Source organism: Murinocardiopsis flavida (assembly GCF_003014485.1).
Taxonomy (GTDB): Bacteria; Actinomycetota; Actinomycetes; order Streptosporangiales; family Streptosporangiaceae; genus Murinocardiopsis; species Murinocardiopsis flavida.
Map to the genome: position 1 here is coordinate 13,684 of NZ_PYGA01000037.1, position 26,149 is coordinate 39,832.

Annotated in this window: 28 protein-coding genes; 12 read left to right on the top strand and 16 right to left on the bottom strand. The window is 71.4% G+C overall.

Annotation, left to right across the window (positions count from 1 at the left end):
- Positions 1-310: 310 nt before the first annotated feature.
- The 7 genes from CLV63_RS31120 to CLV63_RS35095 form a co-directional block, all read right to left on the bottom strand.
- On the bottom strand, positions 311-1,201 hold the full coding sequence (locus tag CLV63_RS31120) for a sulfatase-like hydrolase/transferase (protein ID WP_106586827.1): 891 nt from the start codon (positions 1,199-1,201) through the stop codon (positions 311-313).
- A 1-nt stretch (position 1,202) separates the two neighbouring features.
- Entirely contained in the window at positions 1,203-2,453 is a 1,251-nt protein-coding gene (locus tag CLV63_RS31125; protein WP_106586828.1) for a methionine adenosyltransferase, read from the bottom strand.
- Between the two features lie 247 nt (positions 2,454-2,700).
- The gene (locus CLV63_RS31130; protein WP_106586829.1) at positions 2,701-3,264 is read right to left on the bottom strand and encodes a DUF6879 family protein; all 564 of its coding nucleotides are present in this window, start codon (positions 3,262-3,264) and stop codon (positions 2,701-2,703) included.
- A gap of 43 nt (positions 3,265-3,307) precedes the next feature.
- The gene (locus CLV63_RS33870) at positions 3,308-3,475 is read right to left on the bottom strand and encodes a hypothetical protein (protein ID WP_170134388.1); all 168 of its coding nucleotides are present in this window, start codon (positions 3,473-3,475) and stop codon (positions 3,308-3,310) included.
- Positions 3,476-3,495: 20 nt separating this feature from the next.
- Positions 3,496-4,314 carry a hypothetical protein gene (locus tag CLV63_RS31135; protein WP_106586830.1) on the bottom strand — a complete coding sequence of 273 codons (819 nt, stop codon included), beginning with the start codon at positions 4,312-4,314 and terminating at the stop codon, positions 3,496-3,498.
- Between the two features lie 149 nt (positions 4,315-4,463).
- Entirely contained in the window at positions 4,464-4,787 is a 324-nt protein-coding gene (locus CLV63_RS31140; RefSeq protein ID WP_106586831.1) for a hypothetical protein, read from the bottom strand.
- On the bottom strand, positions 4,788-4,910 hold the full coding sequence (locus CLV63_RS35095) for a hypothetical protein (RefSeq protein ID WP_281260780.1): 123 nt from the start codon (positions 4,908-4,910) through the stop codon (positions 4,788-4,790).
- 174 nt (positions 4,911-5,084) lie between these two features.
- Here CLV63_RS35095 and CLV63_RS31145 point away from each other — a divergent pair, with 174 nt between their 5' ends.
- Together CLV63_RS31145 and CLV63_RS31150 are read left to right on the top strand one after the other, a co-directional pair.
- Complete coding sequence (locus CLV63_RS31145; RefSeq protein WP_106586832.1) at positions 5,085-5,891, top strand: helix-turn-helix domain-containing protein; 807 nt, start codon at positions 5,085-5,087, stop codon at positions 5,889-5,891.
- Positions 5,884-6,072 (top strand): DUF397 domain-containing protein, encoded by a 189-nt coding sequence (locus tag CLV63_RS31150; protein ID WP_106586833.1) that lies wholly within the window; start codon positions 5,884-5,886, stop codon positions 6,070-6,072. Before CLV63_RS31145 ends, CLV63_RS31150 begins: the two co-directional genes overlap by 8 nt.
- A gap of 94 nt (positions 6,073-6,166) precedes the next feature.
- Here the strand turns inward: CLV63_RS31150 and CLV63_RS31155 are convergent, their stop codons facing one another.
- Together CLV63_RS31155 and CLV63_RS31160 are read right to left on the bottom strand one after the other, a co-directional pair.
- A complete protein-coding gene (locus CLV63_RS31155) occupies positions 6,167-7,651 on the bottom strand; it encodes a M81 family metallopeptidase (RefSeq protein WP_106586834.1) in 1,485 nt (494 codons plus the stop codon).
- Positions 7,652-7,756: 105 nt separating this feature from the next.
- On the bottom strand, positions 7,757-9,067 hold the full coding sequence (locus CLV63_RS31160) for an MFS transporter (protein WP_106586835.1): 1,311 nt from the start codon (positions 9,065-9,067) through the stop codon (positions 7,757-7,759).
- A gap of 147 nt (positions 9,068-9,214) precedes the next feature.
- On the opposite strand from CLV63_RS31160, the gene CLV63_RS31165 reads away from it, so the two are divergent.
- On the top strand, positions 9,215-10,228 hold the full coding sequence (locus CLV63_RS31165; protein ID WP_170134389.1) for an Lrp/AsnC family transcriptional regulator: 1,014 nt from the start codon (positions 9,215-9,217) through the stop codon (positions 10,226-10,228).
- A 15-nt stretch (positions 10,229-10,243) separates the two neighbouring features.
- On the opposite strand, the gene CLV63_RS31170 is transcribed toward CLV63_RS31165, so the two are convergent.
- From CLV63_RS31170 to CLV63_RS31180, 3 genes are all read right to left on the bottom strand, one after another.
- On the bottom strand, positions 10,244-10,846 hold the full coding sequence (locus CLV63_RS31170) for a gamma carbonic anhydrase family protein (RefSeq protein WP_245929232.1): 603 nt from the start codon (positions 10,844-10,846) through the stop codon (positions 10,244-10,246).
- A gap of 133 nt (positions 10,847-10,979) precedes the next feature.
- Positions 10,980-11,747: an enoyl-CoA hydratase/isomerase family protein gene (locus CLV63_RS31175; protein ID WP_106586837.1), complete on the bottom strand. Its 768-nt coding sequence runs from the start codon at positions 11,745-11,747 to the stop codon at positions 10,980-10,982.
- Positions 11,748-11,814: 67 nt separating this feature from the next.
- Complete coding sequence (locus tag CLV63_RS31180; RefSeq protein WP_106586838.1) at positions 11,815-13,002, bottom strand: CaiB/BaiF CoA transferase family protein; 1,188 nt, start codon at positions 13,000-13,002, stop codon at positions 11,815-11,817.
- 218 nt (positions 13,003-13,220) lie between these two features.
- Here CLV63_RS31180 and CLV63_RS31185 point away from each other — a divergent pair, with 218 nt between their 5' ends.
- Complete coding sequence (locus CLV63_RS31185) at positions 13,221-14,231, top strand: leucyl aminopeptidase (RefSeq protein ID WP_106586839.1); 1,011 nt, start codon at positions 13,221-13,223, stop codon at positions 14,229-14,231.
- Entirely contained in the window at positions 14,228-15,538 is a 1,311-nt protein-coding gene (locus CLV63_RS31190) for an aspartate aminotransferase family protein (RefSeq protein ID WP_106586840.1), read from the top strand. Before CLV63_RS31185 ends, CLV63_RS31190 begins: the two co-directional genes overlap by 4 nt.
- Before the next feature lie 85 nt (positions 15,539-15,623).
- Here the strand turns inward: CLV63_RS31190 and CLV63_RS31195 are convergent, their stop codons facing one another.
- Positions 15,624-16,391, bottom strand: coding sequence for a FadR/GntR family transcriptional regulator (locus CLV63_RS31195; RefSeq protein ID WP_106586841.1), 768 nt, complete (start codon positions 16,389-16,391; stop codon positions 15,624-15,626).
- Between the two features lie 158 nt (positions 16,392-16,549).
- On the opposite strand from CLV63_RS31195, the gene CLV63_RS31200 reads away from it, so the two are divergent.
- Positions 16,550-17,545: an aminopeptidase gene (locus CLV63_RS31200; protein ID WP_146165716.1), complete on the top strand. Its 996-nt coding sequence runs from the start codon at positions 16,550-16,552 to the stop codon at positions 17,543-17,545.
- A 100-nt stretch (positions 17,546-17,645) separates the two neighbouring features.
- Positions 17,646-18,995, top strand: a complete 1,350-nt coding sequence (locus tag CLV63_RS31205) for an MFS transporter (protein ID WP_106586843.1) — start codon at positions 17,646-17,648, stop codon at positions 18,993-18,995.
- 57 nt (positions 18,996-19,052) lie between these two features.
- Here CLV63_RS31205 and CLV63_RS31210 read toward each other — a convergent pair whose 3' ends face one another.
- Positions 19,053-19,577 (bottom strand): lytic polysaccharide monooxygenase auxiliary activity family 9 protein, encoded by a 525-nt coding sequence (locus tag CLV63_RS31210; protein WP_106586844.1) that lies wholly within the window; start codon positions 19,575-19,577, stop codon positions 19,053-19,055.
- A 687-nt stretch (positions 19,578-20,264) separates the two neighbouring features.
- Here CLV63_RS31210 and CLV63_RS31215 point away from each other — a divergent pair.
- Positions 20,265-20,834, top strand: coding sequence for a PadR family transcriptional regulator (locus tag CLV63_RS31215; protein ID WP_106586845.1), 570 nt, complete (start codon positions 20,265-20,267; stop codon positions 20,832-20,834).
- 39 nt (positions 20,835-20,873) lie between these two features.
- On the opposite strand, the gene CLV63_RS31220 is transcribed toward CLV63_RS31215, so the two are convergent.
- The gene (locus CLV63_RS31220) at positions 20,874-21,260 is read right to left on the bottom strand and encodes a VOC family protein (protein WP_211301562.1); all 387 of its coding nucleotides are present in this window, start codon (positions 21,258-21,260) and stop codon (positions 20,874-20,876) included.
- A gap of 281 nt (positions 21,261-21,541) precedes the next feature.
- Between CLV63_RS31220 and CLV63_RS31225 the strand changes: the two genes are divergently transcribed.
- Both CLV63_RS31225 and CLV63_RS31230 read left to right on the top strand, forming a co-directional pair.
- The gene (locus CLV63_RS31225) at positions 21,542-22,042 is read left to right on the top strand and encodes an acyl-CoA-like ligand-binding transcription factor (RefSeq protein WP_106586846.1); all 501 of its coding nucleotides are present in this window, start codon (positions 21,542-21,544) and stop codon (positions 22,040-22,042) included.
- The gene (locus CLV63_RS31230; protein WP_211301563.1) at positions 22,039-22,968 is read left to right on the top strand and encodes an alpha/beta fold hydrolase; all 930 of its coding nucleotides are present in this window, start codon (positions 22,039-22,041) and stop codon (positions 22,966-22,968) included. Before CLV63_RS31225 ends, CLV63_RS31230 begins: the two co-directional genes overlap by 4 nt.
- A gap of 105 nt (positions 22,969-23,073) precedes the next feature.
- Here CLV63_RS31230 and CLV63_RS31235 read toward each other — a convergent pair whose 3' ends face one another.
- Positions 23,074-24,024, bottom strand: a complete 951-nt coding sequence (locus CLV63_RS31235) for a serine hydrolase (RefSeq protein WP_211301564.1) — start codon at positions 24,022-24,024, stop codon at positions 23,074-23,076.
- A 505-nt stretch (positions 24,025-24,529) separates the two neighbouring features.
- Between CLV63_RS31235 and CLV63_RS31240 the strand changes: the two genes are divergently transcribed.
- Together CLV63_RS31240 and ligD are read left to right on the top strand one after the other, a co-directional pair.
- Positions 24,530-25,138 carry a DNA polymerase ligase N-terminal domain-containing protein gene (locus CLV63_RS31240; protein WP_106586847.1) on the top strand — a complete coding sequence of 203 codons (609 nt, stop codon included), beginning with the start codon at positions 24,530-24,532 and terminating at the stop codon, positions 25,136-25,138.
- Positions 25,135-26,058 (top strand): non-homologous end-joining DNA ligase, encoded by a 924-nt coding sequence (gene ligD, locus CLV63_RS31245; protein WP_106586848.1) that lies wholly within the window; start codon positions 25,135-25,137, stop codon positions 26,056-26,058. The genes CLV63_RS31240 and ligD overlap by 4 nt, the downstream gene beginning before the upstream one ends.
- Positions 26,059-26,149: the final 91 nt, after the last annotated feature.

Below are 26,149 nucleotides of genomic sequence, written 5' to 3' on the forward strand. Positions count from 1 at the left end.
GCCTGGGGTGTCGGCGGCGATGGGGATGCGCGCGGTTTCCTGGAGTTCGCGCTGGAGTCGCGGCCGGTACTCATTGCGGCTGCGGGCAGTGTCGGTGTCATCCCAGCGCACCATCACGCGGGCGCTGGTGCCGGTGTGCTCGGCCGCGGCGTGGGCGATCAGCGCCGTAAGTAGGTGGGTGCGCAGTACCCCGATGCGAAACGAGGGGTGGTTGGGGGAGATGCCCAGCCGGGTCCGCACCTCGGAGACGTGGGGCGGGGTGAGGGCGGGGTGTTGAAGCCAGCTGCGTCCTGCCATGCCGGTGCCCCTTTCACGGCGAGAGGAGGCCGCACCACAGCGGCACAGTCGTGACGGTAGGGTGCGGGTGGCCGTGGCCGTAGCGGCCGCCTTCGCCGAACTCCTCACCGTGGTCGGCGCACACGACCACGAGCGGTTGGCGGTGTGCCAGTCGGCGAAACAGCAGGCCGAGCTGCTCATCGGCCCATTCGAGTCCGCGGCGTTGCATGCCCAGCAGTTCCTCGACCGCGTCCGGCGCCAGTGGGGGGTGGGCGCTCTTCGTGTCGTGCAGCCGGTAGAGCCGTTCGAGGGCCTCGCCGGTGGAGGGGGTAAGCGGGCTGTTGGGGGTGGTGTAGGGGATGTGGGTACTCGGGCAGTTGATGAACAGGAAGAACCGGTCAGCCTCCAGACAGCGTTGGGCGAGAAAGCCCGCGTGGGCAAGGGTCAGCGCCTCGTCGCGGTCCACGACCCGCCCGGCTCGGGTGAGGGGCTGCTGGGCGGGGCGGCCGACGTAGTGGAACTCCGGGAACAGGCGCGGCAGGCTGTTGCCGGGCTCGCCGGGATTGAAGAAGGTGACACCGCCGGCGCCGATCACACGGTACCCGCGGTCGGCGTAGTGCTCCATCAGCGTCGTCCCGGTGAACTGCACCCCCGCCGGGCGGGTGGCGGGACGCGCGGCACCCGAACGCCACACCGCGCCCAGGCGATGGTGGCCGAGGACGAACCCAGCATTCACGGGCTGGGGGAGGAAGCCGTTGAACAGGGCTGAGTGCGCAGGGAAGGTATAGGTCCCCGGGGTTTCGGCCTCGAGGAGGGGACCGAGCGCGGACAGGTGGGGCAGGGATGCTCGCGTGGCGACGTCGTAGCGGCAGGAGTCCAGCGTCACAAGCACGACGTCGCGCTCGGCGAGATCGGCGGCGGGCACCTCACGCCTCCAGCAATAGGGCCGGGTTGCGGAACCGGTCGAGGGGGCGGGCGGTGAGCAGCCATTTGGAGACCACCCCCAGGTCGGCCAGGCACGATTCGACGATGTCGGTGATGCGGTGCTGGTCGTCGTGGCCGGGTGTTTCGCCCAAACGAATGCCGACGAAGGAGGGGGTGTCCAGCCGGTCCCCGTTTCGGGAGACCAACGTCGTCTCGTTCGCCCTTCCCAGCTGGGAAAAGATCCGATCGGCGATGCGCATGGCGAGGAGTGTGTAGATCTTGCCGCTGTGGTGGAGCGGGTTCTTTCCCGCGAGTGCTTCGACGCCGGACCCGCGGCGGGCGGATATGACGCCGTTGGGCCGGTTGCCGCGGCCGACCAGACCGCAGTCCCCCTTGCCGAGTGAGGTGCCGAATGGGGCCAGGTAGGCACCTTGGCCATCGTCCTTGGTGTTGAGTGCGAGCCGGATCCGCCAGAGGTGACTCTCCACCACGGGGTTCTGGGCCACGACGGGTTCAAGTAGCCGGTTCGCGTCCTGGAGTACGAGCGCATAGATGGCGTGGGAGGCCGCCAGGTCCGGGTGCACGGGCAGGCACACGGTCACGTCCAGGGCAGAGTCCGCGCGGACCAGCATGACCTTCACATCGGAACCGACCATTGGGAGCGCAGCGGCGAATGCGGAGCTGTTGATGTGGTTCTCCACATCGATGGCCAGCAGGTCCAGCGGCTCGGCCGGGGCGTAGGCCGTGCAGAACGCGGTGTCGTTGGCACTGAGATACGAATCGGAGGAGGGCGATTCGGCCGTTTCCCTGGGCTGATAGAAGGTGGCCGGGTGATCGGCTCCGGTGCCCGCGGTGTTCTCTACCCGGGTTCGCAAATGGCCAAGAATCGCTACGCTGCCGGTCGCCAGACTCAGGATGTCCTCGACAACACAGCGGAACAAGCCCTCGATCTCAATCTCGACACTTCCGACCGAACGTGTGATCTTCCCGAACAGATAAGCACTGACGGGTTTGCGGATCGTGTACCGGCCGAATCCGATGACGGATTCGGCCCCGATCAGTGCGACCTTGTCGACCCAGTGATTGGGGACAAACCCGAAGCGGTCGAGACCGAGGAGGGAATAGCGCTGGGAGAACTCTTCGGCAATGAGATCCGCGAGGGAGTCGGGATGGCCGATCCCCTTGCGCTCGACCACGTCGAAACCAGAGACTGTTTCGTCCTTCGAAAGTCCATCACTGAAGGTCACACGCATGAGGTGTCTCCCAGGGGGGTCGGAGCACTACAAAAGAGGGTCCGGGTATAGCTCGGAACTTTGATTCCTACCCGGTTTGGGGCCGTTCAGTGGGCTGCTGTCGTGGGGAAGCCGGTCTGCGCACTCCTGCATGTCTCCGTGCAGAGCAGCGGGCTGTCTAACAGCGCCGGTGCCGCTCGTCACCCTGCTCCTGGGGAGGGGGGTCCAGCTGCACCGGCGCCGCTTTACTGCGATTGCCGCGTGGTGATCATCGGGGGCGCATGTAGGGGTCGAAGCGCTGCTCGTAGTCGGCGTAGGGGATGGAGAGGTGGATCGCGCGGTCGCGCCAGGTGTTGGCCGCGACGATCTGCTCCGGGTCCGTGACGAGCACGGGGGTCAGCAGCAGGTCGTCGGCGCGGTAGTCCATGCGCACCAGTTGGTGGGAGTCGAACAGCCAGTAGTCGAGGTGGGGTAGGCCCTGCGGCCATTCGCCGTCCTGTACGGCGAGGATGCGGATCTGTTCGCCGGCCGGTGCGCTGTGGCGGTATCCGGCGGCGCACTCGAACCTCATGTAGTCCGACAGGGGTTCGGTGACCACGTGGACCCGGCCCTGGCGCAGCCCGCGCGCGGTCTTGTCGCGCAGCTCCGCGCACCACTTCTCCATGGATTCGGAGGGGCCCATGCTTCCGTCCGACAGGAACCGATCGAAGGGTTCGGCTTCGCCGTCCTCCGCGTAGCGCTGGAGGGTCTCCAGCCGGAAGGCCGTGTGCTGGAAGTCGTCGAAGATCTGCACCAACTCGTCCCAGGTGAGGGGTCGTTCGTTTATTGCCATTGGTTTTCCGTCCTTCGGGAGGGGTGTTCGGGATTGGTCGGGGTCACTCGGGTTCGTGGCGTCGTCTGATCTCGGAGACGGTCTCGTCGTCGTTCTCATGTGCGGCTTTGACCAGCCGATTCAGGTCGGCGGCGAACAGGACGGACCGGACGCTTTCCGCTTGCCGGTCGGTGCCGGCCTCGTCGCGTTCCGGGTGGTCCTCCGGTGCCACGGGTCCCCCTTTCGTGGAGATCAGGCATGCAGGTGGGGGCCGATGCGCACGTGGACGGTGCTCTTGGCCAGTCCCACCGAGGCCGCGATGGACGTGATGGACTCGCCGTCGCGGTAGCGGCGCGCGAGTTCCTCGTCGGAGACCCCAATGTCGCGCTTGGCCCGGACCCGGCGCGGCGGGGCCCCGGTGATGCCGTTCTTGGCGCGGTTCCGGCGGCGCAGGCGAACCGCGACGCTGGTGACGCTCGCGGTGCGCGGCTGCTTGCCGCGTACGTCGCTGCCCCAGGGCCGCGACGGCTCCTCGCCTTCGTGCCAGAGAGCGAGGAAGGCGCGCCGCGCCTTGGAGATCATGGACAGGAAGCTGTGGTACTTCACCCCGATGGCCTCGGAGGCGCGCGTGTAGTCCTCGTGCGCGGCCAGGGCCAGCAGGACGCGGCGGTGCGTGGGTGTGAGGCGTGCCCAGATCTGGGCCAGCGCGATGCGCTCCACGACGCCGGACTCCGGTCCGGGGCAGGGGTTGGCGGCCAGCGCCCAGAAGCGTTCGTAGGCGCGCATGGTTCCTGCGTCGTAGCCCTGGCGCCACCCGTGGAAGCTGTTGTCCTTGCGCGCGTGGGAGCGGCAGGCGTCCCACGCGGCGCAGAAGAGGTCGTTGCGGGTGGGCGCTTCCTCGGCGGAGTAGAGGAGTTCGGCGATGGCCGACCACGCGGTCTCGGTGCGCCGGCGCCGGTCGAGGCTGCCGCGCCAGAAGACGGTGGCGGCGGCGTTGGAGGCGATGTCGTCGATGGCGGCGAGGGTGTAGCCGAACCGCAGCGGTTCGTGCCGGGCGTCGAACGCGGACATAGGGGTCTCTTTCAGCGGCAGGGGCTGCCAAGGGGGACGCCGACGTGCGGGTGGTCGGCGGTGGTGGCCGCGTCCCGGCACCGGGGTGGAAGGGGGTGCCGGGACGCGGCGGTCAAGAGGGTCACTTGCAGTGGCAGGCGACCGTCCGTTCAGCGAAGCCGGGGTTTGCGCAGCGGCATCGGGATGACGTTGGCGTAGGTCTCCCAGCACTGGCCGAGGGCGTCCATGTGGCGGCCGGTGTGCTTGGCGGGGCGGACGCACGGGAGGCGGTGCCGTTCGGGGGCGGTGGGCTGCCCGGCGTCGGCGCGGCGGCGGTCGCAGGCGTCACCGAGCCAGTCGGCGACCTGGCACAGGATCGCGATGGAGGTGTCGCGGGCGCCGCCCAGCCAGTAGGCGCGGTCCTGGGTGCCGGTCACGATGTCGTCGGCCATGAGCCGGAGCCGGTGGGCCTCGTCGGGGGTGAGATCGAGCATTCACCTCACCCCCACCGGAGAGTGTTCGGCGGGGGACGTCGGGATCCCGGGCGCATCCGTCGAGATCAGCGATTCGCGGGGCAGCACCAGCCGCTCCCGGATGCGCTCGATAAGGTCAGCCATGTCAGCCTGCTTTCATCAGGGTGGCCACGCCCCGGGACGGTGCTAGCCGTCGCCGGGGTCTTCTGTGAGTCGACTCTGACGCCACGCAGGTGAGGAAGCTATGGCTTACTCGCTACCGGGCAATGTTGGGTAGATCCGTGGCAGAGTGAATGGATTCGTGGTCAGCTGGCGAGCATGGATAAGGACACACAGGAGGCGACGCGTCGGTTCGGTCGTGAACTGGCGCGAGTCCGTGAGATGACGGGAATGACCCAGGGCAGGCTTGCGAACCATCTCGGAGTCAGCTCGTCGCATGTCTCCAACCTGGAGCGCGGCTACCGGTCGCCAAAGGGCAAGACTGTCGCCATCCTGGACAAGGTCTTGGTAGCCGAAGGACGTCTGGTCCGACTATGGGAAGAACTCACCAAGAGTGGCCGGTCTGCATGGTTGGAAGAACTGGCCGATCTTGAGCGAGACGCCGTATCGATCGTGGAGTCTCAGATTGCGTTGTTCCCGTCTCTTCTTCAGACGGAAGAGTACGCGCGGGCACTCGTTACGACGCTGTCTCCATGGATGACCCCCGAGGAAATAAAGACCAGTGTCCGGGTTCGGAGGGAGCGCGCTGAGAGGTTTGCATCCGCTCAGACTCCGATCCATTGGGCGGTGATGGACCAGACAGCGGTGACCCGACATATCGGCTCAGATAAGATCATGAAGGCACAGTTGTCGCATGTAGCCGATTTGATGGAGAACGGGCGCATCTCGGTGCAGATCGTGACTGGACGAAATCCCGGACTCGTGGGTCCCTTCAAGATCATTTCGCCGTCGTCGGCGCCAGATGTGGTGTATGCCGAGTCCGCCCACTCTGGTCAGATCATCGATGCCCCTGAGGACGTCCGCCGGTTTCGGCTGACGTTCGGTGCTGTGCAAGCGGCAGCGCTGTCCCTGGAGGACTCTGCGCTGTTGATCGAGAGAACGTTGGAAGGTTTGGGACATGGTTGACGGACACGTCTGGCGCAAGTCCAGCTACAGCGGAGGCGGCCACCAGGACTGCGTTGAGGTCGCCGACCTGCCGGGGGCCTCAGCTGTGCGGGACACGAAGAGTCCCGACCAGGAGCACCTGTTGTTCTCCGCCGCCGAGTGGCGGTCGTTCCTCGAAGGCGTCAAGCGCGAGCACCTGTAGGTCGTGACGCAGTGCGTGGCCCCGGCGATGTATCGCCGGGGCCTCCACTACGTCCTGAAGTCCTACCGCCTTGACGGTGTTCTTCCTCGCCGCGTCAGGAGGCTGCCGGACCGCCGGGGCCCGTTCGGGTTCCTTGGGGGAGGCGGGTCCACGGCAGGGTGGTGGGGTCGGCGGCCATTGGGCCGGGGGCTACTCCGACGAGCACGCGGCCGGCCATCGGCTGGAAGTCGCCGCGGAAGTGCACCGAGCTCTTCACCACGACGATGTCCTGCTCCTCCGGCACCACACCCGCCGCCCGGAGCTGGTTGCGGTCCATGATCTGCGCCTTGTGCGCGTTGACGACGACCGACACGTTGCCCGACCGCAGTACGCACGACGGCCCCACCGCCAGCACGTTCCCGTGCAGCATCGGCCCGTCGAACACGACCTTCCCATCGGTCAGCGCGGCCACCTCGAACGTCCCGCGCAGCGGCGCGTCCCCCACGACGCCCGAGCCCGGGAACTCGGCGTCCACCGTCCCGCCCACCCCGGCCGCGGCCGCCGCCTCGGCGATCCCCGCGTCCCACATCGCCGCGAGCACCGAACGGGGCCGGTCGCGCTCCAGGAGCACGCGCAGCAGCCCCGTCGTCGTCGCGTCGCCGCCGGCGCCCGGGTTGTCCTGGGTGTCGGCGATGACGACCGGCCGCACGCCAGCCCCGACCGCCTCGACCGCCGCGTCGACCGCCTGCTCCGCGGAAAGGACGTCGAGCGCGAACTCCGCCTCCCGCCGCACGACGAGGTCCCGGAGCCGCTCGACCTCCCGGACGACGGCGTCGCGGTCCCCGCCGTACCCGAACACCGACGGCCCGCAGTCGGGGAAGTCGGCAGCGGGGAAGCCCGCGGCGAAGGTGAGCATCACGTCCTCGTCCGCGACCGTGTCGAGGTGGGCGTAGATCTCCCTGGCCGGTTCGAGGAAGGTACTGCCGGAGTTGATCGGGATCAGGAACGGGATCCGGAGGTAGTGGCTGGTCAGCTCCGCGCCGCCGAGGAGGCCGCGCAGCAGCGCCGCCGCACGCCGCCCCGTGTCCGCCATGTCCAGGTGCGGGTAGGTCCGGTAGGCGACCATCGCGTCGGCGCCGTCGAACATCTGCCGCGTCATGTTCGCGTGCAGGTCCAGGCTCACGACGATGGGGACGTCGGGCCCGACCACCTCCCGCACCCGCCGCAGCACTTCGCCATCGCCGTCGTCGTGGGACTGCGTGACCATGGCGCCGTGCAGGTCGAGGTAGACCGCGTCGGGCCGCTCCGCACGGCACGCGGCGACGATCTCGCCGCAGATCCGCTCGAACGCCCGGTCGGTCACCGGCGCCGAGGGCGAGGCGGCGCACCAGACCACCGGCCGGAGGTCGGCGCCCCACTCCCCCGCTGCGGCGACGAAGCCCCCGGCCGGGACGTTGACGTCGGCCAGCCGCAGGACGTCCGCGCCGCGGCACATCCCGGGGAACCCCTCGCCGTTGACGAAGTTCTCGTAGTCGGCTGGTGTCGTGGCGAAGGTGTTCGTCTCGTGCAGGAAGCCTGCCACCACGATCTTCGGCGCCATCGTGCCCCTCCTCGGGTCTCTCTGCTGCGCATCGGCGCCATTACTCGGCGCCGATGCCCGGTGCTGCGCATCGGCGTCGCTGCTCGGCGCCACTGCTCGGTGCTGCTATCGGACGTCGGCCGCTGCGGGGCGGCGGATGAAGAACAGGGCGAGCGTCGACGCCGCCAGCAGCCCCACCATCACCAGCAGGCCCGCCTGGGTGCTGCCCGTGGCCTCCTTCACCAGGCCGATGAGGTACGGGCTGACGAAGCCGCCGAGGATGCCGACCGTGTTGATGAGCGCGATGCCGCCCGCTGCCGCCGTCCCCCCGAAGTGCTCGGCCGGCACCGCCCAGAACACCGTGTACGCGCCCCACACCGCCGCGACCGCGATGATCATCGCGGTGAAGGAGACGGCGAAGACCTGCCCGGTGAGGGCCGAGACGAGCAGGGCGACCGCCGCCGTCACCGTCGGCAGGACGGTGTGCCACTTGCGATCCTGGAACCGGTCGGAGGACCGACCGAGCCAGACCATGGCGACGATCGCGAACACGTAGGGCACGGCGGTGAGGAACCCGATGTTGAGGGTCCCCTCGACCCCGTTCTCCTGGAGGATGGTGGGCAGCCAGAAGCTGGCGGCGTAGATGCCGCACATCATCCCGAAGTACGCGACGGACATGACGTAGATCTGCGCGTCCTTCAGGACCGCCGCGAAGCTGTGGGTGGTCTGGGCGCGGGTGCGGGCGACCGCGGCCCCGATGACCTCCTTCTCCCGCGCGGAGAGCCAGTGCGCGTCCTGGGGGCGGTCGGCCATGCTCCGCCAGAACAGGTAGCCCAGCACGACGCAGGGCAGGCCCTCGACGAGGAACATCCACTGCCAGCCCGCGAGGCCGCCGAGCCCGTCGAAGCCGCTGATGATGAGGGCGGAGGCCCCGGATCCGAGGATGGAGCCGACGGGCCCGGCCAGCATGTAGATGCCCATGGCGGCGGCCATGCGGCGCGCCGAGTACCAGTAGGTCAGGTACAGGATGATGCCCGGTGCGAACCCGGCCTCGAAGACGCCGAGGAGCACCCGGAGGACGTAGAACATCGCCTCGTTCTGGACGAACGCCATCGCCGCCGAGGCGAGACCCCACAGCACCATGATGCGGGTGATGGTCTTCTTCGCCCCGATCTTCTCCATGAGGAGGTTGCTCGGGATCTCCAGGAAGGCGTAGGCGAGGAAGAACAGTCCCGCGCCGAGGCCGAACGCCGCCTCGGTGAGGCCGATGTCGTCCTGCATGTGGAGCTTCGCGAAGCCGATGTTCACCCGGTCGAGGTAGGCGAACGTGTAGCAGAGGAGCAGGAACGGCAGGAGGCGCCGGCCGACCTTGCGGTAGACCGCGTCCTCCTCCGCCGTGCTCGCCCGGGTCTGCGGGGCGTGAGGCACCTCGGACATGGCCACTCCTCTCGGATCGTGCAGCCGCGCACCGACAGCGCACCACCATAGGTGCGAGATCACACAGGGCGCCGATGTGATCGATTTTCAACAGGGGGGCCACATCGTGATGAATTCTGACTGGAGAGGCGACTAGATTGCATGGTCATGACAGTCCATGAGACCGACCTGCAATTGGTCGACGCGCTCCAGGTGAACCCAAGGGCGCCGTGGGTCGACGTCGGGGCCGTGCTCGGGGTCTCGGCCGTGACCGCCGCCCGCCGGTGGCAGCGCCTGGAGGAGCAGGGGCTCGCGTGGGTCCACGCGGCGATCGGGCCCGAGCTGTCGATGGGGGCGATCCTGGAGGTGAAGTGCGCCCTGAACGACACCGAGGGCGTCGCCCGGGCGCTCGCCCGCTTCCCGAACATCATCACGGTCGGGGCGACCACCGGCGACTTCCAGGTGTTCGCCGTGCTCCTCGCCACCGACCTGTCGGCGCTCATGCACACGCTCAGCAGGGACTTCGCGCCGATCAGCGGGGCGGTGCAGATCCGGCACAACATCTTCCGGCTGCTCTACGGCGGCGTGCACTGGCGGCAGGGGCTGCTGCCGCCCGGCGCGGCGCGCCCCGTCGAGCAGAGCCCCACTGCGCGCTCCGCCGAGCAGGGCGCCACTGCGCGCACCCGCGGGGTGCGCCCCCTCGGCGTCCGCGACCGCGCGCTCTTCGGCCGCCTCAACCGCAAGGGGCGGGCGACCCCCGCCGAGATCGCGGCGGACCTCGGCGCCGCCCAGCACACGGTGCGGCGCCGGATCACCGAACTGGCGGCGTCGCGCCAGATCATCTTCCGGTGCGACGTCGCCCGCCCGCTGTTCGACCTCCCCCTCGGCGTGTACCTGCAACTCCGCGCGCCCGACACGACCGTGGGGCCGGTGGCTGCCGAACTCGGCAAGTGGCGCGAGACCCGGTTGTGCGCCAACACCATCAGCGCGTCCAACATCATCCTCGTCGTGGGCCTGCACCAGCTGTCGGAGCTGGAGGAGGTCCAGGCCCGCATCGTGCGCGACTTCCCCGGGGTCACGGTCGAGGACCGCCGGGTGATCCTCCGGTACGAGAAGATCTACGGCCGCATCCTCGACGAGCAGGGACGCTGCACCGACACCATCCCGGTCGACCCCTGGTGAACCCCCGGTGGCCCTCTACTCCCGGGACGCGGGGCTGAGGTCCCGGTGCCTGGCGGCGTTGCGGCGGTAGTCGGCGGCGTTGGACGCGAGGTCGGCGGCCTCCTCCTCGGTGAGTTCGCGCCGGACCTTCGCCGGCGCGCCCACCAGCAGCACTCCGGGGGGCGCCGTGAACCCTTCGGGGATCAGGCTGCCCGCCGCCACCAGGCAGCCGGCGCCGATCTCCGCCCCGTTGAGCAGGATCGCGCCCATGCCGATCAGCGTCCCGTCGCCCACGGTCGCGCCGTGCACGATCGCCCGGTGGCCCACGGTCGCGTCGTCCCCGATGCGGACCGGGTAGCCGGGGTCGGCGTGCAGGACGGCGCCGTCCTGCACGTTGCTGCCGCGCCCGACCGCGATCGCGTCGCCGTCGGCCCGCAGGACAGCCGTGTACCAGACGCTCGCCTCGTCCCCGAGCGTGACGGCGCCGACCAGCACCGCCCCGGGCGCCACCCAGGCCGAATCGGGGACGGCGGGTGCCGCGCCCGCCATCGGCAGGACCAGGGACGCCGCCGGGGCGGCCGCCGATGCGCTGGGATTCTCGTTCGTGAGGGCCGTCGGTGCGGCCGGGTTCTCGTCCATTGGTCTCACCGTCCCATGGAGCGCGGCGTGCGCCGCTCGAAGGTGGCCGGCGGCGCGTCCACAAGAACCGCCGCCGCGGCCAGGGGCTCAGTTCCGAGAACCGCCGCTGCGACCGGGGACTCGCCCATCGGGGTCACCGTCCTGTGAACCGCGGCGTGCGGCGCTCGAAGAATGCCTCGATGGCGTGTTTGTGGTCGGCGGTCGCCGACAGGGCCGCGAAGTGGTCCAGCTCGCGTTCCATCGCCTCGGCGAAGGGCAGCTCGGCGGCCTCCTCGATGGCGGTCTTGGCGCGCCGGACGGCGAGCGGGGCGCGGGACGCGATCTCGGCCGCCATGTCCAGCGCCGTGGCGAGGACCTCGCCGCGCGGCACCGCCAGCGTCGCCAGGCCCAGCCGGAGTGCCTCCGCCCCGCTGAACGTGCGGCCGGTGAGGACGACGTCCTTGGCGACGGCCGGTCCGGCCAGGCGGGTGATGCGGGTGGTGCTGACGACGAGGCCGACGCGCACCCCCGCCGCGCGGTGCTTCGCGTCGTCCGCCGCGACCCGCAGGTCGCAGGAGAGGGCGAGTTCGAGGCCGCCGCCCATGCAGTGCCCGTTGACGGCGGCGATCACCGGGACGGGCAGCTCCGCCAGTCCGTCGTAGATCGCGCAGTCGTCGGCGAGGAACCTCCGGACGGTCTCCGGGGTGAGGTCGGCCTCCTCGTTGAGGTCGGCCCCGGCGCAGAACGCGCGCTCCCCGGCCCCGGTCACGACCAGGGCGCGGATGTCCTCTGCGGCGCGCACCCGCTCGATCGCCGCGAGGATGTGCGGGCGCATCTCCGCGGTGATGATGTTCAGCGGCGGGTTGGCCAGCCGCAGCACCGCCACGTGGCCGTCGACGGTGAGCTCGGCGGTCGCGGTCATGCGACCACCCCGCCCCGCAGGAACCCGGAGATCATCGCGGCGTCGGCGAAGAGCAGGGACGTCGCGGTCATGCGACCACCGCGTCGCGCCGCAGGCCGTCGATCGTGTCGGCGTCGACGCCGAGCTGCCCGAAGACCTCGTCGGTGTGCTGGCCGAGGCCGGGTGCCGCCGTGCGGACCTCCGCCGGGGTCTCCGACAGCTTCACCACCGGGCCGAGCGCCTTCAGCGGGCCGAGCGTGTCGTGCTCCACGTCCACGACCATGTTCCTGGCGCGGGTGTGCGGGTCGGACAGCGCCTCGGGGACGGTGTTGATGGGCCCGGCGGGGACCCCTGCGGCCTCCAGCCGCTCCAGCCATTCGTCCCTGGTCCTGGTCGAGGTCTGCGCCTCGATCTGCTCGACCAGGTCGGGGAGGTTGGCCAGCCGGTCGGCGTTGGTGCCGAAGCGCGGGTCGCCCGGCAGGTCCGGCCGGCCGATCACCTCGCAGAAGCGGGGCCAGTGCCGGTCGCCGTCGGCGCCGACGGTGAAGTGCCCGTCGAGGCAGCGGAACGCCTGGTACGGGGCGCCGAGGCGGTGCGCGGAGCCGGTGGGCTGCGAGGTCGCCCCGGTGTGGAAGTACTCGACGGCCTCCCACACCCCGAGGCCGAGCCCGGTCTCGAAGAGCGAGGTGTCGACCTGCTGGCCGCGCCCGGTGCGTTCGCGCGCGGCGAGGGCCGCGAGGATCCCGTAGGTCGCGAACAGGCCGGAGCCCAGGTCGGTGATCGGCACGCCGCACTTGACGGGCGGGCCGCCCGGTTCGCCGGTGACCGACATCAGGCCCGCCATACCCTGGGCGACCAGGTCGAATCCGCCGCGCGGCGCGTAGGGGCCGGACTGCCCGAAGCCCGAGATCGAGCAGTGGATCAGCCGGGGGTTGAGCGCGGAGAGGGTCGCGTAGTCGATGCCGAGCCGGGCGGCGACCCCCGGCCGGAAGTTCTCGATGACGATGTCGCTGGTCTCGGCGAGCCGGTGCAGCAGCCCGCGCCCCCGCTCGTCCTTGAGGTCAATGGCGACCCCGCGCTTGTTGCGGTTGACGGCGAGGTAGGCGCCGCTCACGTTGTCGGCGACCCGCGGGGCCATCTGGCGGCTGTGGTCGCCGTGGCCGGGCGCCTCGACCTTGATCACGTCCGCACCGAGGTCCGCGAGCAGCATCGCCGCGTACGGTCCGGCGAGGACCTGACTGATGTCGAGCACCCGAACACCTGAGAGTGCGGTCATGCGATCTCCTCTCTCGCTTGTAATGTCTGACCATACATAGGTCGGCAATCATCGGCTAACGTGCGGGGGCGGAATGCGCCGTCAACCCGCAGCCGGAGCCGCACCACCGGGCCCGCATACCGGCCAGGGCGCGGAGCAGGGCACGGGCGCGATTGACCCCTAATGGTCTGTGTTTATATGGTCAGTCCATACTCCTATACACAGAGACGGGAGATCCCGTGGTCGATCACTTCCTGCTCCGACCCGCCCACCGCATCCTGGAGCAGTGTCTCGCCCTCCGCGACGACGAAACGCTGCTGGTGCTCACCGACTCCGCCACCGGGCGGTACGGCGCGGCATTCGCCGCCGCCGGCCACATCATCGGCGCCGAGGTCGTCGAGCTGTCGATGACCCCGCGCAGCCGCCACGGCGAGGAACCGCCCGCGCCGGTCGCGGCGGCCATGGCCGCCGCCGACGCGATCGTCGCCCCCACGACGTTCTCGGTGAACCACAGCTCCGCGCGGATCGCCGCGTCCGCTGCGGGCGCCCGACTCATCTTCATGCCGGACGTCTGCGACGAGGTGTTCCTCGACGGCTCACTCGACATCGACTTCCTCGAACGCAAGGGCGTCATCGACCGGCTCGCCGCCATCCTGGACGCCGGCTCCGAGTACACGGTGACCAGCCCCGCCGGCACGAATCTCACGGCGCGCATCGCCGGCAAGTCGGCCGTGCCGCAATCGGGCATCTGCCACGAGCCGGGCACGATCTCCCCGCCCCCGTGCATCGAGGTCGCCATCGCCCCCGACGAGGGCACCCTCGACGGCGTCATGGTCGTCGACGGCGCGCTCGTCCCCGGCGGCCCGACCGAGCAGCCGGTCACCATCCGGTTCGCCGCCGGCCGGATCACCGACATCGACGGCGGCCCCGAAGCCGCGCGGTTCCGGGAGGTGCTGGAGTCCTACGGGGACCCCGAGATGTACAGCGCGGTCGAACTGGGCCTCGGCATGAACCCCAAGGCCCGCATCGGCTCGGGCGGCGGCCTGGAGGACGAGGCCGAACTGGGCACGATGCACGTCGGCATCGGCAACGGCATCACCTTCGGCAGCAGCATCCGCGCGCCCGGCCACTGCGACATCGTGACCCGCGACGCCAGGGTGTGCGTCGACGGCCGGGTGATCCTCGCCAACGGCGCCCCCGTCCTGCCCGACGGCAGCGGGACCTCGGCTCAGGAAGGGGCCTCGGCATGATCGACTCCGCTCCCCCGCACACCGGCCCGGCGCAGCGCAGCCTGCGGGACCGCGCCGCCGACCTGTTCCCCCCGGCCGCGGCGCGGCACACCGACCTCGCGGTCGTCCGGGCCCAGGGCGCCCACGTGACCACCGACGACGGCCGGACGATCCTCGACTTCGCCAGCGGGGTCGCCGTGACCAACGTGGGCCACGGGCATCCCGCCGTCCTCGCCCGGATCCGCGGGCAGCTGGACGAGCTCGTCCACGCCGGGCACAACATCGGGATCTACCCCGGCTACGTCGACCTCGCCGAAACGCTGGTCGACCTGGTCGGGCCCGGCCACAAGGTCTTCTTCGCCAACAGCGGCGCCGAGGCGCTCGAATCGGCGGTCAAGCTCGCCATGCGCGTCAGCGGCCGCGGCGCGCTGGTCGCGTTCAAGGGCGGCTTCCACGGCCGCACCCTGACCACCACCGCGCTCTCGGCGTCCACCGCCGCCTACCGCGCCGGGTACGGGACCGCGATGCCGCCCGTGCACCACGTCGACTTCCCCACCGCGTTCGCCAGGGGCGTTTCGGAGGACGACGAGGTGCGCCGGTGCCTCGCGCAGCTCGACGAGCTGTTCGACCTGATCCTGCCGGCCGACGAGGTTGCGGCGATCGTCGTGGAGCCCGTCCAGGGCGAGGGCGGCTACCTCCCGGCACCGGCGGCGTTCCTGCGCGGCCTGCGCGAGCGGTGCGACCGGCACGGGATCGCGCTCGTCTTCGACGAGATCCAGACCGGGTTCGGCCGGACCGGGACGATGTTCGCCTACGAGGACAGCGGGGTCGCCCCCGACGTCCTGGTCCTCGCCAAGGGGATCGCCAACGGCCTGCCCCTCTCCGCGATCGTCGCACGCGACGCGCTGATGGACCGGTGGCCGGCCGGCGCCCACGGCGGGACCTTCGGCGGCAACCCGCTCGCCTGCGCCGCGGCGCTCGGCGTCATCGAGGTGCTGCGCGGGGGCGCGCTGGCCAACGCTGCCGAGGTCGGCGCCCGGCTCCGCGACGGGCTGCGGGATATCGCGGCGGACCTCCCGCTGCGCTCCGACGTGCGCGGGCGCGGCGTGATGCTCGGCGTGGAACTGCGCCACGCCGACGGCGCGCCGGCCTCCGACGTGGTCGCCGGGGCGCGCGCGCTGGCGCTGGACCGCGGGCTGCTGGTGCTGTCGTGCGGTGTGCACAAGAACGTGCTGCGGCTGATGCCGCCGACGACGGTCTCGGCCGACGAGGCGGACACGGCGCTGGCGATCCTGCGCGACGCGCTGCTCGGTGCCGCCGCCGATTGACCGGCGGGCCGGCGCACTGGGGTGCGGCGGGGCCGGTGCCGCCCGCCGCACCGCGCGGCACCCCGCCCGGGGCGCCGCGGCCGCCCTACGCCTCGGGGTCGCCGATCGCGGCGGTCGCTCCGGTCGCGCCGGGCTCGATCCGGTCGGCGACCGCGTCGTAGAACGCCTCCACGTGGTCGCGCATCAGCCGGACCGCGAGGGCGCCGTCGCGCGCTTCGAGGGCGTCGACGATGGCGCGGTGCTCGGCGACGATGCCGGCGGCGAACGCCGGCCAGTCGGGCTGGGCCCGGAACGCGTCGAGCATCGACGTGGCGATGGCGTCGCGGAGCGCCTGCATCATGTCCGCGAGCAGGGGGTTGTCGGCCTGCGACGCCAGCGAGAGGTGGAACTGCGCGTCGAGGTCCTGTGCTTCGTCGGGGGTGACGCCGGGGGCCGCCATGCGGTCGAGGAGGGCGTGCAGGCCGTCCAGGTCGATGTGGTCCTTCGCGACCAGCGTGGTCACGGCCTGGGCCTCCAGGCTCACCCGGACGGCCATGAGGTCGGCCACCGAGTAGCTCGCCAGGCCGACGTGCAGGCGCAGCAGGTTCGACAGGGCGATCCGCGGGCGCGCCGTCATGATCAGGCCGGACGTCGGCCCGTTGCCGGGCCGGGCGTTCACGATCTCCAGCGCCTGGAGCGCCCGGATGGCCTCGCGCACCGAGGCCCGCGACACGCCGAGCTGCTCCGACAGCTGCCTTTCGCCGGGCAGCCGGTCGCCAGCGCGCAGCCGGCCGGCGAAGATCTCGTTCTTCAGCCGGGATATGACCAGCTCATAGGTAGGCGCCCGGTCCACGGGCGCCAGGTCAAGATCCATACCGTTCACTCCAGTCGCTCATCGTCGGCCCGTCGATCCCGACACCGCGTCGACACACCCACGTCAACAATATGTCGAACAAAGAAACTCTTGACCGCCCTAAACTACTACATTAGTTTGGTCAGACCGAAGACCACTAGCTGGACAGGAGCCGTCCAATGACGGAACGGGCACTGCGAGGCGCCGCCCGCCTAGTGGCGTGCGCCGCACCCCAAGCCGGCGAGCAGGTGCTCATCCTCACCGACGACGGTCTTCCCGCCGAGATCACCGCCCTCTTCCGCACCGCGGTCGAGGACACCGGCGCCGAGGCGACCCTCGTGCAGATGCGCCGCACCGCCATCACCCGGTCGCAGCCCAGCCCGGTCGCCGCGGCGGGGTTCACCGGAGCCGACATCGTCATCGAGCTGACCACCCAGTTCGTGCAGCACAGCGAGGCGCGTCAGCGCGGGCAGCGCAACGGCCTCCGCTACCTCTTCATCGGCGACATCGACGAGGCGATGCTGGCCGGCCCCGGCGCCGTGTACGCGGACTTCGCCGGGCTCGCCCCGCGCATCGAGGGCGTCGCCGACATCGTCACCGCGTCCGAGACCATGCGGCTGACCACCGCCGCCGGCACCGACATCACCCTGTCGACGGCCGGGCGCCCGGGCCGCGCGCTCACCGGGCTCGCCAAGAGCCCCGGGCAGTTCGGCGCGCCGCCGTGCCTTGAGGCCGGGGTCATCCCCGTGCCCGGCACCGCGACGGGCACGATCGTGGTCGACGCGTACTGTGTGGGGATCGGCCTGGTCAGCGAGCCGTTCACCGTCGAGGTCGAGAACGGGAGCGCCGTGCGGATCCACGGCTCCCCGGAGGCCGAGCGGCTGCGCCGCCTCCTCGGCGACACCGGCAGCCCGCACGCATTCGACGTCTGCGAGGTCGGTATCGGCCTCAACGACACCGCCCTGCTCATCGACAACGTGACCAGCGCGGAGTCGTGCTACGGCACCGCGCACATCGCGGTCGGCACCACTCCGGCCGACCCCGGCATCGAGATCGTCGACGCGGGGATCCACGTCGACATGGTCTTCCACGCGCCGACCATCGAGATCGGCGGCCGCACCGTCTTCCGCGACGGCGAACTCGTCGCGGACACCGCTGCTCCCGGCTCCGCCTGAGCGCAGCCCCGGCGCCCGCGCACCGCCGCGCCGCAGCGAACCACTCACCCCACCGCGGCCCGGCCGCGGTCCTGTCCCGTGCCGCCACCCAGGAGGACCGATGTCCGACGCGCCCCCGGTCGCGACGACCAGCAAGCAACGGCGAACAGCAGCCCTCGCCTCAGCAGTGGGCACCACGATCGAGTGGTACGACTTCTTCATCTACGGGCTCGCCGCCGGGCTGGTCTTCAACTCGGTGTTCTTCCCCGACAACGACCCGCTCGTCGGGGTCCTCCTCGCCTTCGGCACCTTCGCGATCGGCTACATCGGACGGCCGGTCGGCGCGCTGCTCTTCGGCCACTACGGCGACCGCATCGGCCGCAAGTCGGCGCTCATCAGCACCATGATGATCATGGGGGTGTGCACCGCGCTGATCGGGCTGCTGCCGTCCTACGGGTCCATCGGGATCTGGGCGCCGCTGCTGCTCATGCTGCTGCGCATCGCCCAGGGCATCGCGATCGCCGGGGAATGGGGCGGCGCGGTGCTGCTCGCCGTCGAGTACGCGCCGAAGAACCGGCGGGGCCTGTACGGCAGCTGGCCGCAGATCGGGGTGCCGGTGGGCCTGGTGCTGTCGACGTCGGTCTTCGCCGTGCTCACCGCCGCGACGACGCACGAGCAGATGCTCGCGTGGGGGTGGCGCCTGCCGTTCCTCTTCTCCGTGGTGCTGATCATCGTGGGCCTCGTCATCCGGCTCAAGCTCATGGACAGCCCGGCCTTCCGCCAGCTGAAGGACAGCGGCGAGATCGCGAAGGCCCCGCTCCTCGAACTGCTCAAGGTCCCCAAGGCGCCGATCTTCCTCGCCATGGGCACCAAGTGGGCCGAAGGGGTCGCGTTCAACACCTGGGCGGTCTTCTCGGTCACCTACCTCACGACGCAGCAGCAGATGACGGAGGACGCGGTCCTCATCTCCGTGACCATCGCCGCGGTCGTCGCGGTCTTCTTCATCCCGTTCTGGGGGCTGGTCTCCGACAAGGTCGGCCGGGTCCGCGTGTACGGGGCCGGGGCCGTCGCGCTGGGACTCGCGGCGTTCCCCGCGTTCGGCCTGTTCGAGACCGGGTCGTTCGCCGTGGTCACGGCCGTCCTGGTCGTCGTCTTCGGGGTGGCGTACCCGCTGATGTTCGCGCCGCAGGGCGCGCTGTACTCCGAACTCTTCGACGCCCGGATCCGCTACAGCGGGATCTCCGTGGTGTTCCAGTTCGCGAGCATCGTCTCCAGCGGCCTCACCCCGCTCGTCCTGACCTACCTGCTGGTCATCGGGGACGAGCGGCCCTGGCTGATGTGCCTGTACATCTCCGGCACCGCGCTGGTCACCGCACTGTGCCTGTACGGCCTGCGCCACATGCTGGTGCACACCGACGACTCGCGGACCACCGACGGGCAGGGCGCGCCAGAGCGCGACGCCGCCGTCTGACGCGGGGCGCCCCGGTCCGCGCACACGGACCGGGGCGCACGCGTTCGTTCGCTGCGGTCAGGCCGCGCCGACGTTGACGTCGATGCAGGCGTAGAACGCGTTGCCGGTGTCGGCGACGTTCCAGACCGCGAGGATCTTCTGCTGGCCGCTCAGCCCGCTGAGGTCGACCTTGTGGGTCACCTGGGCCGGGGGCTTGGCGCCGCCGTCGTCGACCACCGTGACCCGCTCACCGTTGGCGAAGTACTCCCAGGTGTCGGTGGCGTGCTGGGCGGTGAGCGTCCACGTGAAGTCCATCGACGTGCCGACCGGGTGGACCGCCCAGCCCTTGCCGTCGTCGTCGAGTTCGGCGAACCCCTCGTTGCCGCCGCTGCAACTGGTCAGGCCCTTGGGGCCCTCGACGCTCTGCGGCTCCCACTTGATGGCGCCGCATTCGACCGATCCCTCCGCGCATTGGGCCTGGCGGCTGGCCGGAGAGGACACATAGCCGTGGGCATTCGCGGTTCCGGCCGGGAGAAGCACGAAAATGAGCGGGGTCGCGGCGGCGACTCCGGCAGCGGACATGAGCTTCTTCTTGAGGTTCATCGCAGGCCCTTCTTCGATTCGGAGCGCCATTCCCCGCACCGGATTCCGCAAGCGGAATCCACCCGGGTACGGGAAAAGGCGACAGCGGGGTGACGAGGGGACGTGCGGGAACCCTCAAGTGGAAGTGTGCCGGTGGCACCCTGTATCGCGGCTGGTGAGACCGTGTTCCCGCCGCTGGGGCGGGCGGGGCGCGGAGCTCACCGGGATCGCGGTCGACGCTGTTCCAGGGCGATCGGCATTCCTCCCACGGTTGAGTCGGTGCGATCAGCAGAACGCCGCGGAACCCGAGTGGGAGCGCGCGGCATTTCACATCGTCCGAGCGGTCTAGACCGTAATTCGGCATCCACGTCCCGTCAAGGGCCTATCACCGTCCGTACGCCGGGAATTCCGCGGATCAATGGGAACGGCGCCCTTTGGGTCAACCGGGAACGGGCCACCGGTATTGCCATTGCAGAATGCCGGGGGCAGCTCGGACCTGCGCCTCCGGCACTCCCGCCCGGTCCGCGGTCTGCTCCCCGCCGCGCGGCCCCGCGGCGGCCCGGCGCGGGGCACCGTACGTAAGCAAGTCCTCACCGGACGGCGACACCCGGCGCCCGGTCGGCCCGGCCGGATCGGGGCCCGCCCGTCCCGTCGGCGCCGGTTAGGGTGGCCCCGGGAACAGCGGATTCGACGGGGAACGGGCGGACGATGTCGGCGATACGGCTGCTGGTGCTGGGGTCGGTGCGCAGGAACGGCCGGGCGCACGGCTACCAGGTGCGCGGCGACCTGGAGTCGTGGGCGGCGAACGAGTGGTCCAGCGCGAAGCCCGGATCGATCTACCACGCGCTCAAGCAAATGGCGCGCGAAGGGCTGCTGCGCTCGCACGAGACCGCGCCGAGCACCGCGGGCGGCCCGCCGCGGGTCGAATACGAACTCACCGCCGCGGGCGAGGACGCCTACACCGCCCTGCTGCGCGATGCCGTGACAGACCACGACCAGGGCCTCGACACCCTCAGCGCCGCCATCGGGCTGATCGACGACCTGCCGCGCGCCGAGGCCATCGCGCTGCTGCGCCGGCGGGTGCGGACCATGGAGGACTGGCGCGCCGCTGTCACCCGCGACTGGACCCCCGGCGCCGACGGGGAGAACTGGGGGCTCGTCGGCGAGGTCCTGGGGATGTGGCTGCACACCGCCGACAGCCGGGCGGAGTGGGCGCGGGGGCTCATCGCGCGGCTGGAGGGCGGGGCCTACGTCATGGCGGGCGAGGAGGGCCGGTGAGCGCGCCGCGGGCGGGCCGCCACCGGCCCCGCTCCGGGATCATGCGGCGGCGGTGACCCACCACAGGGTGCCGAACGGGTCGGCGAACCCGCCGAACCTGCCGCCGTCGTCCTGGACGGCCAGCGGGACGACCGGCACCGCGCCGGACTCGACGGCCCTGGCGTAGGCGCCGTCGGGATCGGCCGGGGCGGTCCACATGTGCGTGGTGCCCGGGTCGCCGCCGGGCCGGAAGGGCTCCCGGCACTGGCGGCCGTCGCCGTCGGAGTCGGCGAAGAACACGGTGCTGCCGCCGATCAGCGCTTCGGCGTGCATGACGCGCTCGGGGTGGCCGGGGGGCCGGTTGACGTTGCGCACCTCGGCCCCGAAGACGTACTCGACGAACGTCGCGAAGCCCTCGGCGCTGCCGACCATGATGTAGGGGGTCACCGTCTGATCCTGGGAAACCTGCACAGCACACCTCAGCTGATCAAATTTGACTAGTGGAGCGTTCAGCGTAGGTCGCCGCCATTTGCTAGTCAAGTTTTTCTAGTCGAGCGGGGCGCCGGTGCCGCGAGGGGCCCGGCACCGGTGACCCGCCAGGGGTCAGGTCGCCAATCACAGGAAGCGCCCGGGCGACCCCTTGCCGAGGGAACCCGGCAGCGCGCTACTTGACAATGATTGACAAGTACTTGCTATTGTCCGTCAAGCAACCGGAACCGAGGAGGCCCATGAACGGGGCGAACGAACCGACGGAGCGGCAGGCACTGGCCGAGGACCTGCGCCGACTCGTCACGAGCCGGCTACTCGACCCGCTGAGCATCCTGTTCGAGTCCGACATCGCGACCGACCCGATGCGCCGCCGCGTGGCGCGCGACTCCGAGGCATGGGCCGCCCTGCTGCTGGGCCCCGACCGCGAGCGCGCCGTGCACACCGCGGTCCGGATGATCGCCGTGCTCTACCCCGGCGACGCCCCGTTCGACCCCCCGGAGCACTGGTGGCGCACGCCGCTCGGCCGGGTCGTCGCGCGGCGCCTCGGCCATCCCGCCGCCGACCGGGTGCCGTTCGCCGTTGCCGGGGCGATGCTCGGGATCACCCGCCAAGGGGTGCACGACCTGGTCAAGCGGCAGAAGCTGGCGCAGCACCCCGACGGCGGGGTCACCACGGCCTCCATCCGGGCGCGCCTGGACACCCGCGCCGAAGCAAGCGACGACATCAGGAGGAGCCGGTGAACGAGCCGACCAACACCGCGGACGACACCGTCGTCCGCACCGGGCCGGTACCCATCGCGGTACGCGACCACGGCGGAGCGGGTCCCCCGTTGCTGCTGCTGCACGGCGCCGGGGGCAACCTGGCGGACTGGGGCGGCCTCGTCCCGCTGCTGCGCGGCGAGCACCGGGTGCTGGCGGTCGACCTGCGCGGCCACGGCCGCTCCGGCGACGGCACCTGGGACTTCGACGCGGTCCTCGGCGACCTCGACGCCGTCGCCGCGCACTTCGCTCTGCGCGACACCGCGGTCGTCGGGCACTCGCTGGGCGGCATGCTCGCCGGGATGTGGGCCGCCCGCACCCCCGGCTGCCGCGCCGCGGTGTCCCTCGACGGCCACCGCTCGGCCGCGACCGCCGCGCGCAACTACGCGGGCATGGAGCCGCGGCGGCTGCACGCGGACCTGGAGCGGCTGCGCGCCGTGTTCGACGCCCAGACCGCGATGGCGGCGGACCCGCTGACGGACGAGCAGGTCGCCGCGCTCATCGACGCCCGGCGCGGCCTCGCCGCCGCGCACGGCGCCGACGAACGGCTCGTGGTCGAGGCGGCCCGGCGCGGCCTGGCGGCAACGGGCGCGGCCACCCGGCTGCGGCCCGGCCCCGAGGTGGCCGCGGCGCTGCGGGACGCGCCCGAGTTCGCCGACGCGCTGCCGTCCTTCCGAGCGGTCACCGCACCCTTCCTGGTGGTGCTCGCGGCCCGCGACCTGCCGTCGCTCCCCGCGGAGTTCGGCCCCCTGATGGCGGCCCACCGCGCCGGCCTCCGCCGCGACCTCGCGGACCTCACCGCGGCCCGCCCGAACATCGTGGTCGAGGAGATCGACGCGAGCCACGGCATGCACCTCGAACGCCCGCACGAGGTGGCGCGCCGCATCACGTCCTTCCTCCCGCACTGATCCGCCCGGCGGCGCGCCGAACACCCCGGCGGAACCGGGTCGGGCGGGAGACTGCGGAGGGCCGGCCGCGGGCGCGCCGGGTCCGGCCCTCGCGTGCCCGGGGCGTCAGGTCCGGTCGGAGCCGTCCGACTTCTCCTCGGGCAGGTCGCGGCCCGTCAGCCGCTTGAGGGAGGAGTCGCCGTTGAGGACGGAGTGCACCTTCGTGCCGACGGACTCGATCGTGTCGACCCCGTACTGCATACCGGCGTTGTCATCGGTGAGCACGACGATCTCGTAGTCGCCGATGGGCGTGCCCTGGAAGCCGCCGATGCTGTTCACCCGCCAGGTGTCGGTGTTGTCGTAGGGCAGCCAGCCGTTCTTGAGGTAGACGCCAGCGTCGGCGGGTGCGCCCGTGGGCACGCCCCACCGCTGGTCGGCGACGACGTCGCCCATGAGTTTGCGGGCGTAGTCGCGCTGGGCCGCGCCGAGCACGTCGTTGTCCGTGCGCAGCAGGCGCAGCAGCGTGAGCTCGTCGGTGGTGTTGATCTTCATCAGCCCCACGGAGCCCTTGGGGTGCAGCGTGGTGGCGTCCATCCCCGCGAGGTCGAGGAAGCGCTGGATGCGCTTGGCGCCGAGCTGGTCGCGCAGTTCCACGGTCGAGTCGTTTCCCGAGACCGTGATCATGTCGGTCGCGAGCTCCTTCTCCTTCGCGGTGAGCTCGCGCCCCTCGTCCATCGCCGTGCGCAGCAGTGTGCCGAGGATGACGACCTTGCCGACGCTGGCGGCGTCGAACTCCGCCTGCGGGTTCAGCCCGCAGGTGAGGTCGCCGTCGTAGGCGGACACCCCGACGGCGATCCGGCCCTTGCGCTGGTCGGCCGCCTGCTGGATCGCCGCGCCGAGCTTCTTCGCGACCTCCGGGTGGGCGTCGGAGGTGCAGATCGGGGCCGCCGTGTCGGCGTTCGCAGCGGACGAGGCGCCCGTGGCGACGGTGAACCCCGTGGCGAGGACGCCGGCGAGCACCGCGGCGGCCGGCCGCGCGCCGCGCGGGCGCCCGGTGTTCCTCCGGTTGGTGGGCATAGGGAAGTGTCCCCCTCATGGGTCGGTCGGTCGGTGATCAGAGGCGGGTGCAATCGGATACGGGACATTGCCCCATTGGACCCGCCACAGGAGTCGATGCGTCACTCGCCGTCACGGTTCCCCCGGTTCGGCCCTGACTTGATCTTCGGTGACCGCGGCCCGTTCGCCGCGGCGACACGGCGGGGCCCGCTCCGGTCGTGTTTTGAAAGCCATTTCGGGCTCGCGGCCACGCCCCTACTGTGCGGCGCTCCGCAAGCTCCGCAGCATCGCACAGCGGGGCCCGACCCCGCCTCGCTGCGCCGATCTCGCTCGAACGGCCAACCAGGCGGGCCCCCGCTGCGCGACCATCGCGAAGCGGCGCAGTAGGGGCACCCGAAAGCCCTTTCAAAACACTCCCGGTCGCCGCGCGCCGCGCGTCCGCCGCATACCGGCACGCCACCCGGGTAGTGCGGCCGTTGACAGCGAACCGGCGCCGCGCGCCGGGACCGTCGACGAGGGGATCGCGATGGGCGGCGGCGAGAAGCCACTCCAGGAGTACCGCGGGCGCCGCGACTTCGACCGGACCGCCGAACCGCGCGGGGAGGTCCGGCACGGCAGCGGGCGCCCGCGGTTCGTCGTCCAGCACCACGCGGCGCGCGCCGACCACTACGACTTCCGACTTGAGGTCGACGGCGTCCTGAAGTCCTGGGCCGTGCCCAAGGGCCCCTCGACCGACCCGCGGGTCAAGCGGCTGGCCGTGCCCACCGAGGACCACCCGCTGGACTACGCCGACTTCGAGGGCACCATCCCCGCCGGAGACTACGGCGGCGGCACCGTGCTGGTGTGGGACACCGGCACCTACGAGAACACCACCGACAAGAACGGCCGCGCGCTGGACATGGCCGAGGGGCTGCGCCACGGCCACGTGTCCGTGCTGCTGTCCGGCACCAAGCTCAGCGGCGGCTACGCCCTGAACCGGTTCCGCACCGGCGACGAGGAGGCGTGGCTGCTCGTCAAGGTGAAGGACGCCGCGGCCGACGCCCGGCGCCGGCCGACCAGCACCGAGCCGGAATCGGTGCGCACCGGACGCGACCTCGGCGAGGTCGCGCGCGACGCGGACGGGGCGGCGCCATGAGCGCCGACCGCGCCGTGCTGCGCTCCGGGCGGCACACCGTGCGGCTCGGCCGCCCCGACAAGGAGCTGTTCGGTTCCGGCGGGCCCACAAAGCGCGAACTGGCCGAGCACTACCGCTCGGTCGCGCCGCGGATGCTGCCGCACATCCGCCGCCGCCCCATCGCGATGCACCGGTTCCCCGACGGGATCGGCTCGGAGCGGGTCGGCGGCTTCTTCGAGAAGCGGCGCCCCGACCACGCCCCCGACTTCGTCGGCTCGGTGGAGGTCCCCCGCGAGCAGGGCGGTTCGATCCCGATGGTCGTCTGCGACGACACCGCCACCCTGCTGTGGCTGGCCGACCAGGCCGTCATCACCCCGCACCCGTGGCTGAGCCGGGCCGGCGCGCTGCGCACACCGGACCGCATCATCCTCGACCTCGACCCGTCCGACGACGACTTCGCCGCCGTGCGCACGGCGGCGCACCGGGTCCGCGCGGTCCTCGACGGCATCGGGCTGGCGGCGTTCGTCATGACGACCGGCTCGCGCGGGCTGCACGTCGTCGCGCCCATCCGGCCCGAGATGGACGTGGACGAGGTGCGCGCGCTGGCCCGCGGCATCGCCGAGGCGACGGCGGCTGGCGACCCCGACCGGCTCACCACCGAGGTCCGCAAGGACAAGCGGCGCGGCCGGCTGTTCCTCGACTACCTGCGCAACTCCTTCGCTCAGCACGCGGTCGCGCCGTACGCGGTGCGCGCGCTGCCGGACGCCCCCGTCGCCACACCGGTGCCGTGGGAGGAGCTGGACGGTGTCGGGTCCGCCCGCGAGTGGACGGTGCGCGCCCCCGCCGCGCGCGCGGACTGCCCGTGGAAGGGCCTGAACCGGCACGCCCGCTCCCCCGGCAGAGCGGCGGCCCGCCTGGAGCGGGCGCGCCCGCCGGGCTGACCCCCGACCCGGTCGGCTGCGGCCCGCTGAGTGACCGCCGGGGTGCCGGACCGGTTTTTGGCCGAGAGGACGTGCTTCGGCGGTCGCTGCT